This is a genomic window from Salinispora vitiensis (genome assembly GCF_000378825.1).
Taxonomy (GTDB): domain Bacteria; phylum Actinomycetota; class Actinomycetes; order Mycobacteriales; family Micromonosporaceae; genus Micromonospora; species Micromonospora vitiensis.
Genome location: NZ_KB900388.1, coordinates 1,887,434 through 1,901,338 on the forward strand (window position 1 = coordinate 1,887,434; position 13,905 = coordinate 1,901,338).

Sequence of the window (13,905 nt, forward strand, 5' to 3'; positions counted from 1 at the left end):
TCGGGCGCCCCGGACCGGTGACGCCGGCCGGTCACCGAGCCTTGCTGGCGGTCTTCCGGGCGGCACGGGTCTTCGCCCCCGCCGCACGGGTCTTCGCCCCGTTGGCCTTGGCCGCCCGGGAGGTGGCCTGTGCCGCGCCCTGCGCCGTACCGTCGAGCTTGAGCACCTGGCGCACAAACTGGCCGGTGTGACTCTCGGGCACCTCCGCGACCTCCTCCGGGGTGCCGGCGGCGAGGACCGTGCCGCCGCGGTGGCCGCCCTCCGGCCCCATGTCGATGATCCAGTCAGCGGTCTTGATCACGTCGAGGTTGTGCTCGATGGTGATCACGGTGTTGCCCTTGTCGACCAACCCCTCCAGCACCATCAGCAGCTTCCGGATGTCCTCGAAGTGCAGCCCGGTGGTCGGCTCGTCGAGCACGTAGACTGTTCGCCCGGTAGAGCGCTTCTGCAGCTCAGAGGCGAGCTTGACCCGCTGCGCCTCGCCACCGGAGAGGGTGGGCGCGGGCTGGCCCAGCCGGACGTAGCCGAGCCCCACGTCCACCAGCGTCCGAAGGTGCCGGTGGATGGCCGGAATGGCGGAGAAGAACTCCGCCGCCTCCTCGATCGGCATCTCCAGCACATCCGAGACGGTCTTGCCCTTGTAGCGCACCTCCAGGGTCTCCCGGTTGTACCGAGCGCCCTTGCAGACCTCGCACGGCACGTAGACGTCGGGCAGGAAGTTCATCTCGATCTTGAGAGTGCCGTCGCCGGAACAGGCCTCACACCGGCCCCCCTTGACGTTGAACGAGAACCGGCCCGGCCCGTACCCCCGGACTTTGGCCTCGACCGTCTCGGCGAACAGCTTGCGAACGTGATCCCAGACGCCGGTGTAGGTGGCCGGGTTGGATCGCGGGGTACGCCCGATCGGCGACTGATCCACCCCGACGACCTTGTCCACGTGTTCCAGACCGGCGACCCGGGTGTGCCGGCCCGGCACCAGCCGCGCCCCGTTGATCTGATTGGCCAGCACCGCGTACAGGATGTCGTTGACCAGGGTCGACTTGCCGGAGCCGCTGACCCCGGTGACGGCGATCAGTTGACCGAGCGGGAACGTCACAGTCAGGTTCCGCAGGTTGTGTTCGCGGGCCCCCCGCACCGTCAGCTCCCGGCCCGGCGTCTGCGGACGGCGCCGCTGCGGCGTCGGGATCTCCTTCCGGCCGGCCAGGTACGCCCCGGTCACCGACTCCGGGTTCTCCAACAGCGCCGGGACCGACCCGCTGTGCACGATCCGGCCGCCGTGCTCGCCGGCCCCCGGACCGATGTCGACGATCCAGTCCGCCGTCCGGATGGTGTCCTCGTCATGCTCGACGACGATCAACGTGTTGCCAAGCCCACGCAGGCGCAGCAGCGTCTCGATCAGGCGGTGGTTGTCGCGCTGGTGCAGACCGATTGACGGCTCGTCCAGCACGTAGAGGACGCCGACCAGGCCGGAACCGATCTGGGTGGCCAGCCGGATGCGCTGTGCCTCGCCCCCGGAGAGGGTGCCGGCCGGGCGGTCCAGGGAGAGGTAGTCCAGCCCGACGTCGAGCAGGAACCGCAGCCGAGCGTTGATCTCCTTAAGGACCCGCTCGGCGATCAGCCGCTGCCGATCGGTCAATTCGACGCCGGCGAGCAGCTCGGCGCACTCCCCGATGGACATCCCGCACACTTCGGCGATACTCCGGCCGGCGACGGTGACCGCCAACACCTCCGGCTTGAGCCGGGCGCCGCCGCAGGCGGCACAGGGCACGTCCCGCATGTAGCCCTCGTACTTCTCCCGGGACCACTCCGACTCGGTATCCGAGTGCCGGCGCTCGATCCACTGCATCACACCCTCGAAACCGGTGTAGTACGAGCGTTCCCGGCCGTACTTGTTGCGGTACCGCACGTGCACCTGGTCGTCGGCGCCGTGCAGGATCGTCTTCTGGATCCGGGCCGGCAGCGCCCGCCACGGCGTGTCGAGATCGAAGTGCTCCGCCTCGCCCAGCGCTTCCAGCAGGCGCAGGAAGTATTCCAGGGTGTGTCCGCCGGACCAGGGCTGGATCGCCCCCTCCCGCAGGGTGCGCTCCGGGTCGGGGATCACCAGCTCCGGGTCGACCTCCTTCTTCGTGCCCAGGCCGGTGCACTCCGGGCACGCGCCGTAGGGGGCGTTGAAGGAGAAGACCCGGGGCTCCAGGTCCTCGATCGCGAGCTGGTGGTCGTTGGGGCAGGCCAGATGCTCCGAGTAGCGGCGCTCCCGCTCCGGGTCGTCCTCGGGCAGGTCGACGAAGTCCAGCAGCACCAGACCGCTGGAGAGCCCGAGCGCCGCCTCGACCGAGTCCGTCAGCCGCTGCTTGGCCGACGGCTTCACGGTGAGCCGGTCGATGACCACCTCGATAGTGTGCTTCTCCTGCTTCTTGAGCTTCGGTGGCTCGGTCAGCGGGTGCACCACCCCGTCCACCCGGGCGCGGGCGTAACCCTTCGCCTGCAACTCGGCGAAGAGGTCTACATATTCGCCCTTACGGCCCCGCACGACCGGCGCGAGCACCATGAACCGGGTGCCCTCAGCCATGGCCAGGACCCGGTCGACGATCTGCTGCGGGGTCTGCCGGGAGATCCGCTCGCCGCAGACCGGGCAGTGCGGCTGGCCGATCCGGGCGAAGAGCAGGCGCAGGTAGTCGTAGACCTCAGTGATCGTGCCCACGGTCGACCGGGGGTTACGCGAGGTCGACTTCTGGTCGATGGAGACGGCCGGGCTGAGCCCTTCGATGAAGTCCACATCCGGCTTGTCCATCTGGCCGAGGAACTGCCGCGCGTACGACGACAACGACTCGACGTAGCGCCGCTGCCCCTCGGCGAAGATGGTGTCGAAGGCCAGGCTCGACTTGCCGGAACCGGACAGCCCGGTGAACACGATGAGCGCGTCCCGCGGCAGGTCGAGACTGACGTCACGCAAGTTGTGCTCGCGCGCGCCACGGATGATGAGTCGGTCAACCACGGTGCGTGTACTCCCGGGGTGCGGATTGATGGCAGCTGTCGCCCGACGGCACTATCCGGAAGATTTGCCCCGGATGACGGCCAAGCGGTCGCGCTGTGCGGTTGTGTCGCCCATTGGGCAGGGTGGCTACCTAGCCACTTGGTCACCTTTGTTACCTGGTTGCCTTTGTCACCTGGTTCCCTTTGTTTCCTGGTCACCAACGCGCCCAAAGAGCGCCTCGGCAAGCCTAGCCCTGGGGTGTGACACTTCCCTTCTTCCGCGCATTCCCCCAGCTCAGGTCGGTCAGCCGGGCACCACCCGTACCCCCGGGGTCTTCACCACCGCGCCACCGCCCGGCACCGCCACCAGCGCCCGCCCAGCGGAGTGGGGTCGGCCCGCGCCGTCCCCCCGCCCGCTCGTCGACGTCGGCAGCGCCACCGCGCCGGCCAGCACGTTCACCAGACTCGACCGGCCTGACCGGGACGGGCCGAGCAGGCCAAGGGTCCGACCGGACGCCACCTCCGCGCGTAGCGGGTCGAGCCCCGCACCCCGCCGCGCACTGACCGGCAGCACCGGCACCCCCGGCGCCGCCGCCGCAACCCGCCGCACCACCGCAGCCGGATCGGCGACCAGGTCGGACTTGGTCAGCACCACCAACGGCCGGGCCCCCGACTCCTGCGCGAGCGCCAGCAGGCGCCCAACCCGCCCAAAGTCGGGCTCGGGACGCATCGGCTCGACCACCGCCGTGGCGGTCAGGTTGGCCGCCAGGATCTGCCCGCCCGTCCCGGTGCGGGACGACCGGCCGCCGACCCTGCCGGCGGGCGAGCCCAGCAACGCGGTCCGCCGGGGCAGCACCACCTCGACCGTCACGTGCCGGTCGGGCCAGGTGGCGAGCAGCACCCAGTCCCCCACGCACGGCAGGTAAGTCCGGTCCCGGGCGGCCATGGCCAGCACCGCCCCGCCGAGGGTGGCGCGGAGTGGGCCGGCGGCCGTCAGGACGGTGCAGACCCCCCGCTCCACCCAGGCCACCCGGCCCGGCTGACAGTCGGCGCGCCGTCGCGCGTCGGACACCCGGTCGGCGTCCCAACCCAGGGCCGCCAGATCGATGGTCACGAAATCCATTACCTCCTCCGACCTCCCGGCCTCGCGTTGTCGCCGACCGTAGGGCGCACCGCCGGGCACCCGAAACCAATTTCCCCGGCGACGAACGGACGGCCCGACCGCTAGGGTCGAGAAGTGACCTCCGATCCACTGCGGCTGACCGGCGAGGTGGACGACGCCACGGCCCGTCTCCTGCGCACCACGGCGGACCTCGACGAGACGAGCCTGGCCACCGCGTCCCTGCTGCCCGGTTGGACCCGGGGACATGTGCTGGCCCACCTTGCCCGCAACGCCGACGGGTTCGTCAACCTGCTCACCGCCGCCCGCACCGGGGACCCCATCCCGATGTACGCGAGCCCCGCCGCCCGCTCCGCGGACATCGAGGCCGGCGCCGCCCGCCCACCCGCCGCGCACCGGGACGACCTGCGCCGCAGCGCGGAGCGGTTCGCCGAGGCGGTGGCGGCGATGCCGACCGAGGCGTGGGGCGCCACCGTCGCCACCCGACGCGGGCCGTGGTCCGCGGCGAACCTCGTCTGGGGCCGACTCCGCGAAGTCGAGGTGCACCACGTGGACCTGGCCGTCGACTACCAGCCCGCCGACTGGCCGGAAGCGTTCGGCCACCGGCTCCTGCGCGAGGTCGCCACCGACCTGGCCGGGCGCTCCGACGCGCCGCCGATGGTGCTGCGCTGCGACGGCAGAGCGCACGAACTGGTGGTCGGCGACCGTACCGCCGCCCCCACCGTGAGCGGCGCCGCGCCCCACCTCGCCGCCTGGCTGATCGGCCGCAGCCCCGGCACCCTGCTCACCGTCGCCCCCGACGGCCCGCTACCGACCCCACCCGAATGGATCTGACCGACCAATGACCTACACCGGAGACGTCACCCCCGGCGGCCCGCCAGCCACCCGCGAGTTGGACCGGCTCACCATCACCAAGATGTCGGTGGGCCCGATGGACAACAACGCCTACCTGCTGCGCTGCCGGAGCAACGGCGAGCAGGTCTTGGTGGACGCGGCCAACGAGGCGCCCCGGCTACTCGACCTGATCGGCGACGCCGGCCTCGCCACGGTGGTCACCACCCACCAGCACATGGACCACTGGCTGGCACTCGAAGAGGTGGTGGCCGATACCGGGGCCCGGCCGTTGGCGCACGCCGAGGACGCGCCCGGGCTGCCGATCAAGGTGGAGCCCCTCGCCGACGGCGACCGAATCCCGGTCGGCGACTGCACGCTGGAGGTGATTCACCTGCGCGGGCACACCCCGGGCTCGATCGCCCTGCTCTACCAGGACCCATCCGGCACACCGCACCTGTTCACCGGGGACAGCCTCTTTCCGGGCGGGGTGGGCAACACCGAGCAGGACCCGCAACGCTTCGCTCAGCTCATCGACGATGTCGAGCAGCGCCTCTTCGACCGGCTACCCGACAACACCTGGTTCTACCCAGGCCACGGCAGGGACAGCACCCTCGGCGCCGAACGGCCCGCCCTGCCCCGGTGGCGAGCCCGCGGCTGGTAACCGTCACGGCTGGGAGGCGGCTCGGTCCCGGGGTGACCGCCTGGGGTTGCGGTAGCCCAACGGTGGTTTGCCGACAACCCGAACAGTACGGCGCCGAACACGGTCCTGCTGCCTGAGTCGGCCCCGTGTGTGGGCCTCGGGGCAACTGTGCCGGATGTTGCAGGTTCAGGCCATATTGACGCTGGTATCCGTAACAGTTTGACAAGCGTAACTTCGAGGGCTTCCGGGACCGTTTGTCGGCCCAGTACGCTCCGCCATCACGAGCCGTGGCAGGTGTGCGGGCTCACATCGAGGTGGGGAGGCTGACGTACTGGTGCGGTCGCCTGCCTCGGGTGCGCTCGGGCCCCTGCAACTGGAGGAGGTCAATAGCCGTGAGGCGTAAATACGTACGGGCGCTCGGCGCCATTGGGTTGTCAGCAGCCCTCCTTGGCGTGGCGGGCTGTCAGGCGGAGAAGGACGACACCGCCGGCGGCAGTGACTGCGGTGGCAAGATCGCCATGTTCGGTGCCTACACCGGACCGAACTCGGGTCTGGCGATTCCGGCGCTCAAGAGTGCCCAACTTGCGGTGAAGCAGCACAACGAGGCGAACCCGGACTGTGAGGTGACGCTGCAGGAGTTCGACACCAAGGGTGACCCGACCGAAGCCACACCGGTCGCGAACAGGGTGGCCGGCGACGCGTCCTTCCTGGGCGTCATCGGCGGTGGGTTCTCCGGTGAGAGCAAGGCGACGATGGCGGTCTACGAGGCGGCCGAGATGGTGATGGTCAGCCCGTCGGCGACCGCGATCGAGCTGACCGCGGGCGGTAACGAGGTGTTCCACCGGGTGGTCGGTAACGACGCCGTCCAGGGTGCCGCCGCCGCCGTCTACCTTCGAGACGTCGTGCAGGCCAAGAAGGTCTTCGTGATCAATGACGGCACCACCTACGGCGCCGGCATCACCGACCAACTCACCGAGGCCCTCGGTGAGTTGGCGGGCGGCACCGACCAGGTGCAGGAGAAGCAGGTCAACTTCGCCGCCACCATCTCGAAGATCAAGGCTGCCGCCCCGGACGCGATCGCCTACGGCGGCTACACGAACGAGGCCGCTCCGCTGGTGAAGCAGCTGCGGGAGGCCGGCATCACGACCCCCTTCCTCGGCCTCGACGGGATCTACGACCCGTCCTTCCCGAAGGGTGCCGGAGCCAGCGCCGAAGGTGCGATCATCACCTGCCTGTGTCTGCCGTCGGAAAAGGCAGGCGGCACCTTCGCGGCTGACTTCGAAGCGGAGTACGGCGCTCCTCCGGGGCCCTTCGGTGCCGAGGGTTTCGACGCCGCGAACGTGTTGATCGAGGGCCTGGCCGAGGGCAACACCACGCGTGCCGATCTGCTGGCGTGGGTCGACTCGTACGACAAGGAGGGGGTCTCGAAGTCCCTCAAGTTCGATGAGAACGGTGACGTGGACGAGTCCCGGGTGGTGACGTGGGCCTACGAGATCAAGGGCGGTGAGCTCACGGCCCAACAGGAGATCAAGCTCAGCTGAGCTGAGCTGAGCCAGGATGACTGATCGCGCGGCCGGGGCTTCCCCGGCCGCGCGATCCGGTCGGCCCTGACGGCCGGCCAGCACCGCGGCGACGCGGGTGGGGCAAACAAACAATGCAGCTTCTCGAGCCGTTGCGGCACAAGGAATTTCGGGCGGCGTGGCTGGGACAGACGATCAACATTTTCGGCGACGCGGTCTTCGGGGTCGCTATCGCGCTGTTCCTGCTACCGCGACCCGATGCCGCCCGCGCCATCAGTTTGGTGCTGGCGATGGTCGCCCTGGGCGGCGTGGTGTCTGTTCTCGTCGGCGGCGTCCTCGCGGACCGCCGCCGCCGTACCGTCATGATCATAATCTCTGATCTGATCCGGCTTGTGGCCCTCGCGGCGATCCTGCTTGCCGGCCCAGCGGCTCCGCTGCCCACCTTACTCACCGCGGCGCTCGTCATGGGTCTTGGTCTCGGGCTGTATCGGCCCGCTTATGGGGCGCTGCTCCCGTCACTACTCCCGCCCGCGCTCATCGCACCGGGCAACGCGTTGCGGGCGATGTCGAATCGCATCGCTGCAGTAGCCGGTGCCGCCGCCGCAGGGGTCATGGTGGCTGCAACCTCAGCGCAGACCACGCTCCTCATTGACATGGCAACGTTCTTAATCAGCATCAGCACGTTGCTGGTGATTCGCGATGTCGCGCCTCAGCTGGGTCAGCCGCAGACGAGCGTCTGGCAAGACTTCCGCGAAGGACTGCACCATGTGCGGGCCAGACCATGGATGTCGTCCATCATGGTTCAGGGCACAGTGCAGTTAGCGCTGGTCAATGGACCACTGTACGTGCTGCTACCGCTGGTACTCGGCACCGAAAGTGAACGGATATACGGTCTGGTGGTGGCGGCCGAAGCCACTGGTTCGCTGGCCGGAGCCGCTTTCGCCGGTACCCGGCACCCACGCCGTCCCGGCTACGCGGCGATGTTCTGCCTGCTGGCTCAGCTGCCCCAACTCGCGAGTTTGGCGTTGGGCGCCACCGGCCTCCTCCTGGCGCCGCTCTCCTTTGTCGCCGGCGCTGGTCTCGGCGGGTTCGCGGTGCTGTGGCTCAGCGCGCTGCAAGCCTCGACGCCGAAGGAAAAACTCGGCCGGGTTATGTCGGTCGACTCCCTGGCCAACACCGCATTCACGCCCATCGGCCTCGCCCTCGCCGGATGGCTCTTCACCATCGCGGGTCCCACCACACTCGCCACCATCGCCGCCGGCGTTCTCGTGCTCTCCGTCGTCATTGTCCTGCCCATTCCGGGGATCGCGAATTTGGGTAGCCCAGCCACGCCCCGCCCGAGGGACGGCGCCACCGTCAACACGCCGGTCGCCTCCTGACCATCGGCCACCTCGTACACGGCCAGAACACGTGGTGACAGCGGTCTGCTACGCGACCCGCTCCGCCCTACCGCTCGACCGGCTCGCCGCCGCACCGCCGACGCCCGGAGCGTCCAGGAGGACGCCGGGGTTGAGCACCCAGGATGGATCGAGGGTGGCTTTCGCGGCGCGCAGCGCCAGCGCCACCGGCTCGGGGCGCTGCTGGTCGTACCAGGGTCGGTGGTCGCGACCGACGGCGTGGTGGTGGGTGATGGTGCCCCCGGCGGCGAGCAGCGCCGCGGAGACGGCGGACTTGATCTGATCCCACTGGGCGACGGTGCTGCCCCACCGGCCGGCGGCGTAGACGCCGAAGTAGGGGGCCGGCCCGTCCGGGTAGATGTGGGTGAACCGACAGGTGACCACCCCGGTCGCGCCGACCTCCCGCAGCGCCGCGCCGACTGTGTCGAGCACCGCGGCGCGCAGCGCCGGATAGCGGTCCCAGGTGCAGGCGGTCTCGAAGGTCTCCACGATCATCGACCGGGCCGCGAGGGCGTCCCGCTGGTACGGCATCCGCAGGAACGACGACCGCCAGGTGTCGGTGGCGCCACTCCCCCGGGGCGCTGGCGCGTCACGCTCCCGGGGTGGCTCGGGCAGTGTCCCGCCGTGGTCCCGGCACAATTCGATGGCCCGGTCCAGCACGGGCCCGACCGGGTGGTCCGCGGACTCGAAGCCCAGCACGAGCACCCCGCCGCCGGTCGCCACGCCAGCGTTCAGCAGCGCCTCCGCCGGGTCGAGCAGCCGGCAGTTGCTCGGGTGCAACCCGGACTGGGCGATCGCCCGGGTCGCCGCGACGGCGGCGTCGTGGTCGTCGAAGTGCACTGCCGCGTCCGCCCGCCACCGCGGCCGGTCCTGCACCCGGAGCCACGCCTCGGTGATGACGCCGAGCGTGCCCTCCGAACCGAGGAACAGCCGGTCGGGTGACGGCCCCGCGCCGGAGGCCGGCAACCGTCGGGACTGGCTGGTGCCGGCGGGGGTGACCACCCGCAGCGCCTCCACCAGGTCGTCGATGTGGGTCAGGACCGTCGCGTAGTGCCCGCCCGCCCGGGTCGCGAGCCAGCCCCCGAGCGTGGAGAACTCGAACGACTGCGGGAAGTGCCGCAGGGTGAGGTGCTGCGGGCGAAGGTGCTCCTCCAGCGCCGGCCCGAACACGCCGGCCTGGACCCGCGCCGCCCGGCTGGTCCGGTCGACCTCCAGCACCCGGTCGAGCCGGCCGAGGTCGAGGCTGACCGCGCCCGGGTAGCCGTCGCCCACCCGGGGCTCCACCCCGCCGACCACAGAGGAGCCGCCACCGTACGGGACGACCGCCAGGCCGGAGCGCGAGCACCAGTCCAGCAGGTCGGCCACGTCCTGCTCGGAGGTGGGGCGGGCGACCAGGTCCGGCGGGTGCCGTACGTCGCCGTGCAGGTTCCGGACCACGTCCCGGAACGCCTTTCCGTGCGCGTGCGCCGCCCGGTCGGCCGGCTCAGCTGAGCAGAGGTGTGACAGCGCCGTTGGCGGAGTGACCCGCGCCGGCGGCAGGTCCAACTCGGCCACCGGCGGCGGTTCGTGCGGGGTCAGGTCAACGTCGGGTAGCAGGGCCCGCACCCGGTCGGCGAGCCGCCCGGCTTCAGCACCGGTTACCGCGTCCTCGACGTAGCCCCAGCCCCACCATGAACGACGCTTCCCGGGCATCCAGTCTCCCCACCTTCACATCACCGTCACCGATGTCGATGCACCGAACCTAGTCGACTGGTGTCGTGACCGGTATCCCGCCGCCCGGCGCCGGTGACACGTCAGCCACGGTCGAGGCCGGACGCCTGCTCCGACGCCGTGGCCGGGTGGCGGACCCGTCGGGGGCCGGGTACCCGTCGTCGGGCAGTTCCGGCAACACCCGACGCCGAGCCACCGCCAACACCCCGGTGGCGAGCAGCAGACCGACCACCATCGTCACCACCATCGGGCTGGGTGCGCCGGGCAGTAGCCCGGTGATCGACCGGGCCGCCGCACCCAGCGCCAGATAGAGCCCGCCCCACGCCGCCGCACCGAGCGCCGCACAGCCCAGAAACCGCCGGTACGACATCCGCAGGCCACCGGCGACCAGCGGCAGGAGCGCGTTGAGGACCGGCAGGAAGGGCGCCACCAGCACCATCTTGCCGCCGCTGCGGCGCAACAAGTGCTCCGCCGCCGCCCACCGCTGTTCGCCGATCCGGTCACCAACCCACCCGCGCCGCAGCCGATCAGCGAGGTGACGGCCGACCAGGAAGCTCAGTGACCAGCCGGCCAGGCAGCCGGCGACCACGGTGCCGAGCACGGCGAGGCAGGCGGTGCGGCCCGGCACCCCCACCGCCGCGAGGATCGCCACGTCTCCGGGCACCAGCACCCCGAGCAGCGGCACGGCATCAAAGACCATCACCACACCGAGTGCCCCCAATAGCGGGAGAGTGGGGAGCTCTCCAATCTGGGCCAGCCAATCCATGCCCAACACGTTAGGACCAGGTGGCCTCGCCGGGGTATCCGGAGAGGCCCCCAGCTGTCCCTGATGCCCCGCTCAGGGCCGGCGTCAGCGTGGCCGCAGCACCTGCACCCGCCGCACCGGGGAGTCGGCGGTCGGCTCGGTGGTCGGCACCAGATACTCGGCGACGACCGCCATCCCGTGTGCCGGCACATGCCCGCGGCCCGGCTCGCCCACCAGTACGTCGACCTCGGCGAACACAGCGCGGCGGAGGAAGGGCAGCATCCGCGCCGCCGTCGCACCGTCGTACAGGACGTCGCCGGCCACCAACAAATCCAGCTCGGCGGGGGTGTCGTCCAGCAGGTCCCGGTCGGTGGCCGCGATCCGCACGCCGTTGGCCCGCGCGTTGACGGTGACGGCGGCGACCGAGTACGGGTCGGTGTCGGCGGCCACGACCTGCGCGGCGCCGGCCAGCGCGGCGGCGACCGCGACCACGCCCGAGCCGGCGGCCAGATCGAGTACTCGGCGACCCGTGACCAGGTCGGGGTGGTCGAGCAGGTGCCGGGCGAGGGCCTGACCGCCGGGCCACACCGACGCCCAGTACGGCGGGGGCAGCGGGTGCCCGGCTCGGGCTTCCATCCGCGCCCACCAGACGATCGGGTCCTCCGCGAGATGCAGGCGCAGTTCAGGCACGAACGGCACGGGTAACAGTCGCAGCCGGTCCAGGCCGTGGCCGGGCGCAGCGATCTCCCGTTCCAGGTCGACCAAGGCGGTCGCGGCTACGCCCACCGGGGCAGCATGCCCCAGTCCGGTAGGCCACCGTGCGATGTTTGGCAGGTCCGCCCCGGACCGGTCATTTCGTTGCCTACGGCACTTCGTCCAGCGGATTGGCGCGCGGCCCGCTACTGTCGGGAAGGTACCGGGCGATCATCGGCCGCCGGCCGGGGTTCGCCCGCTTGGAACAGGGAGAGATGCATGGCAACCGGCACCGTCAAGTGGTTCAACGCAGAAAAGGGCTTCGGCTTCATCGAGCAGGATGGCGGGGGGCCGGACGTCTTCGTCCACTACTCGTCGATCTCGATGAGCGGTTACCGGGAGCTGAGCGAGGGCCAGAAGGTCGACTTCGATGTAACCCAGGGCCAGAAGGGCCCGCAGGCGGATAACGTCCGCCCGGCGTGACCCGGCGCGGTGACGGCGGTCGGACCAACCGGCCGCCGTCACCGTAGCGTGCTACCCACGCCACGCTTGCCGCTGCGCCAGAGCGGGTAAACCGCCGATGACCAGCGGTTCCGATTGCGGCTCACCCCGCTACTGCGCTGACGGGTATCGATACTCCACGGTGGGTAGGACCACCGCTGACGGGTGCTGCGGATCGTGCAGGATCTCCCGCCATCCGGCCTGCAGCGTGGTCGCGGTACCGAGCGGCTCGCCGGTGCCGGGGTTGCGGGCGTACCGGGGATGGGCCCCGCCACAGATCTGCACCCGCAGTCGGTGACCGACGGCGAACCGGTGGGCCACCGGCCACAACGGCACCGCGACGCGGACCGCGCCCGTCGGGTCGGCCGCGAAGGCGGTTGGGCTGACTCGGACCAGCCCATCGCAGATGTTCCAGGAGCGACCCCGACGGTCCACGTCGCAGAGTCGCACGAAGACGTCGAGGTGAGGAAGCTCACTTCGGACGAAGATCTCCGCCTGGACCGGTCCGATGATCTCCATCGCCACCGGCAGTGCCGCGCTGGTCCAGGTCAGTACATCCGGGCGAGCCTCGACTCGTCGGTTGTCGACCGGGCCGGCCTGCTGCGCCACCAGCAGCGGGCCCCCCACCGAGGGGGTGGGGTCGGCCGGGTCGTACCAGAAACCGTCCGGGGCCGAGGCCGGCGACGGCGCGGCACGCAACGCGCCCTCCGGCTGCAGGTACCAGGGAGTCGGCGTGGCTGGGGGCGGCCAGGCCGGCAGCTCCCGCCAACCGCCGCCGGACCCGCCGACGTGTAGGCGAACCGGGGCCCGAGCGCGCCCCGGGTAGCCACCCAGGTGTTCGTCGAGCCAGTCCAGTCCGTCGCGGAGCGCGGCGACGAAGAGCCCCGGGCTGCCGTGCGTCCACGGCCCGACGATGAGCCGGGGCTCGGCACCGGCGTCTCGCAGGGCCGCGTAGTCGCGCAGCTGGGCGGGGAGAAAGATGTCGTGCCAGCCACCGATCATGGACACCGGGGCGCGCACCTCGGCGAGCCGGTCGCCGAAGAACCGGGCCCGCCAGTAGGCCGCGTCGGGGTTGTGGTGGCGCAGCCACTCCTGGAAGAAGGGCACGGTCACCCCGGTGGCCACCCGGTCCGCCTCGACCAACGGCAGGTGGGACAGGCCGGCGGCGAGCCGGGGCTGGCCGCGCCGGAGTTCCCACTGCCGGGCGAGCCACCCGACGGTCTGCGCCTCGAGCAGCTCGACCCAGGTGAGCACGGTGTCCAGGGCGAAGGACTCCCCCGGGTACGTCGAGTCGCGGGTGCCGGACGCGGCCACCACCGCGACCATCGCCCGGAGGTCCGCCCCGGCGTCGGCGGCGACGGCCCACTGGACGAAGCCCTGGTAGCTGACGCCGAACATGCCGAACTCGCCGTTCCACCAGGGTTGCCGCCGTAGCCAGTCGAGGGTGTCGAGGCCGTCCTCGCGTTCGTGGACCAGCGGGTCGAACCGGCTTCCGGAGCCACCGGTGCCCCGGCAGGACTGGATCACCACGTGGTAGCCCCGCTCGCCGATGAGCCGGCCGAGCAGCCGGACCGGTCCGCCCCGCCCGTACGGGGTGCGGATCAGCACCGTGGGCGCGGTCGGGCGGTCCGGGGCGTAGTGGTCGGTGCGCAGCGACACGCCGTCGCGAACCCGGACCGGGATGTCCCGGGTCAGCCTGACCTGGCGGGTCCGCGACGGCGGCAGGCGCAACAAGGCCGTCGCGGCCCGGGTTGCCAGCGCCGCGAACACGG

Annotated in this window: 10 protein-coding genes and 1 pseudogene; 5 read left to right on the top strand and 6 right to left on the bottom strand. The window is 71.0% G+C overall.

The window, feature by feature from the left end; genetic code table 11:
* Positions 1–31 precede the first annotated feature (31 nt).
* Together uvrA and rsgA are read right to left on the bottom strand one after the other, a co-directional pair.
* The gene (uvrA, locus tag SALPAC2_RS0108720; protein ID WP_018216274.1) at positions 32–2,995 is read right to left on the bottom strand and encodes an excinuclease ABC subunit UvrA; all 2,964 of its coding nucleotides are present in this window, start codon (positions 2,993–2,995) and stop codon (positions 32–34) included.
* Positions 2,996–3,277: 282 nt separating this feature from the next.
* The gene (gene rsgA / locus SALPAC2_RS0108725; protein WP_018216275.1) at positions 3,278–4,096 is read right to left on the bottom strand and encodes a GTPase RsgA; all 819 of its coding nucleotides are present in this window, start codon (positions 4,094–4,096) and stop codon (positions 3,278–3,280) included.
* 114 nt (positions 4,097–4,210) lie between these two features.
* Between rsgA and SALPAC2_RS0108730 the strand changes: the two genes are divergently transcribed.
* From SALPAC2_RS0108730 to SALPAC2_RS0108745, 4 genes are all read left to right on the top strand, one after another.
* A complete protein-coding gene (locus SALPAC2_RS0108730) occupies positions 4,211–4,927 on the top strand; it encodes a maleylpyruvate isomerase family mycothiol-dependent enzyme (protein ID WP_018216276.1) in 717 nt (238 codons plus the stop codon).
* A gap of 7 nt (positions 4,928–4,934) precedes the next feature.
* Positions 4,935–5,588 (top strand): MBL fold metallo-hydrolase, encoded by a 654-nt coding sequence (locus SALPAC2_RS0108735; protein ID WP_018216277.1) that lies wholly within the window; start codon positions 4,935–4,937, stop codon positions 5,586–5,588.
* Between the two features lie 371 nt (positions 5,589–5,959).
* Entirely contained in the window at positions 5,960–7,108 is a 1,149-nt protein-coding gene (locus SALPAC2_RS0108740; RefSeq protein ID WP_026184549.1) for a branched-chain amino acid ABC transporter substrate-binding protein, read from the top strand.
* Positions 7,109–7,221: 113 nt separating this feature from the next.
* A complete protein-coding gene (locus SALPAC2_RS0108745) occupies positions 7,222–8,466 on the top strand; it encodes an MFS transporter (protein WP_018216280.1) in 1,245 nt (414 codons plus the stop codon).
* 48 nt (positions 8,467–8,514) lie between these two features.
* On the opposite strand, the gene SALPAC2_RS0108750 is transcribed toward SALPAC2_RS0108745, so the two are convergent.
* The 3 genes and pseudogenes from SALPAC2_RS0108750 to SALPAC2_RS0108760 all read right to left on the bottom strand — a co-directional run bounded on the left by SALPAC2_RS0108750 (position 8,515) and on the right by SALPAC2_RS0108760 (position 11,725).
* Positions 8,515–10,176: an FAD-binding oxidoreductase gene (locus SALPAC2_RS0108750; protein WP_018216281.1), complete on the bottom strand. Its 1,662-nt coding sequence runs from the start codon at positions 10,174–10,176 to the stop codon at positions 8,515–8,517.
* Between the two features lie 101 nt (positions 10,177–10,277).
* Positions 10,278–10,960 (bottom strand): annotated as a pseudogene (locus tag SALPAC2_RS0108755) (DedA family protein).
* A gap of 84 nt (positions 10,961–11,044) precedes the next feature.
* Complete coding sequence (locus SALPAC2_RS0108760; protein WP_018216283.1) at positions 11,045–11,725, bottom strand: class I SAM-dependent methyltransferase; 681 nt, start codon at positions 11,723–11,725, stop codon at positions 11,045–11,047.
* Between the two features lie 186 nt (positions 11,726–11,911).
* Between SALPAC2_RS0108760 and SALPAC2_RS0108765 the strand changes: the two genes are divergently transcribed.
* Positions 11,912–12,115: a cold-shock protein gene (locus SALPAC2_RS0108765; RefSeq protein ID WP_018216284.1), complete on the top strand. Its 204-nt coding sequence runs from the start codon at positions 11,912–11,914 to the stop codon at positions 12,113–12,115.
* A gap of 129 nt (positions 12,116–12,244) precedes the next feature.
* Here the strand turns inward: SALPAC2_RS0108765 and SALPAC2_RS0108770 are convergent, their stop codons facing one another.
* On the bottom strand, positions 12,245–13,903 hold the full coding sequence (locus SALPAC2_RS0108770; protein ID WP_026184551.1) for a CocE/NonD family hydrolase: 1,659 nt from the start codon (positions 13,901–13,903) through the stop codon (positions 12,245–12,247).
* Positions 13,904–13,905 lie beyond the last annotated feature (2 nt).

Coding starts and splice junctions, on each gene's coding strand:
- rsgA (WP_018216275.1), bottom strand. CDS start 4,096: ATGGATTTCGTGACCATCGATCTGGCGGCCCTGGGTTGGGACGCCGAC.
- SALPAC2_RS0108735 (WP_018216277.1), top strand. CDS start 4,935: ATGACCTACACCGGAGACGTCACCCCCGGCGGCCCGCCAGCCACCCGC.
- SALPAC2_RS0108745 (WP_018216280.1), top strand. CDS start 7,222: ATGCAGCTTCTCGAGCCGTTGCGGCACAAGGAATTTCGGGCGGCGTGG.
- SALPAC2_RS0108750 (WP_018216281.1), bottom strand. CDS start 10,176: ATGCCCGGGAAGCGTCGTTCATGGTGGGGCTGGGGCTACGTCGAGGAC.
- SALPAC2_RS0108765 (WP_018216284.1), top strand. CDS start 11,912: ATGGCAACCGGCACCGTCAAGTGGTTCAACGCAGAAAAGGGCTTCGGC.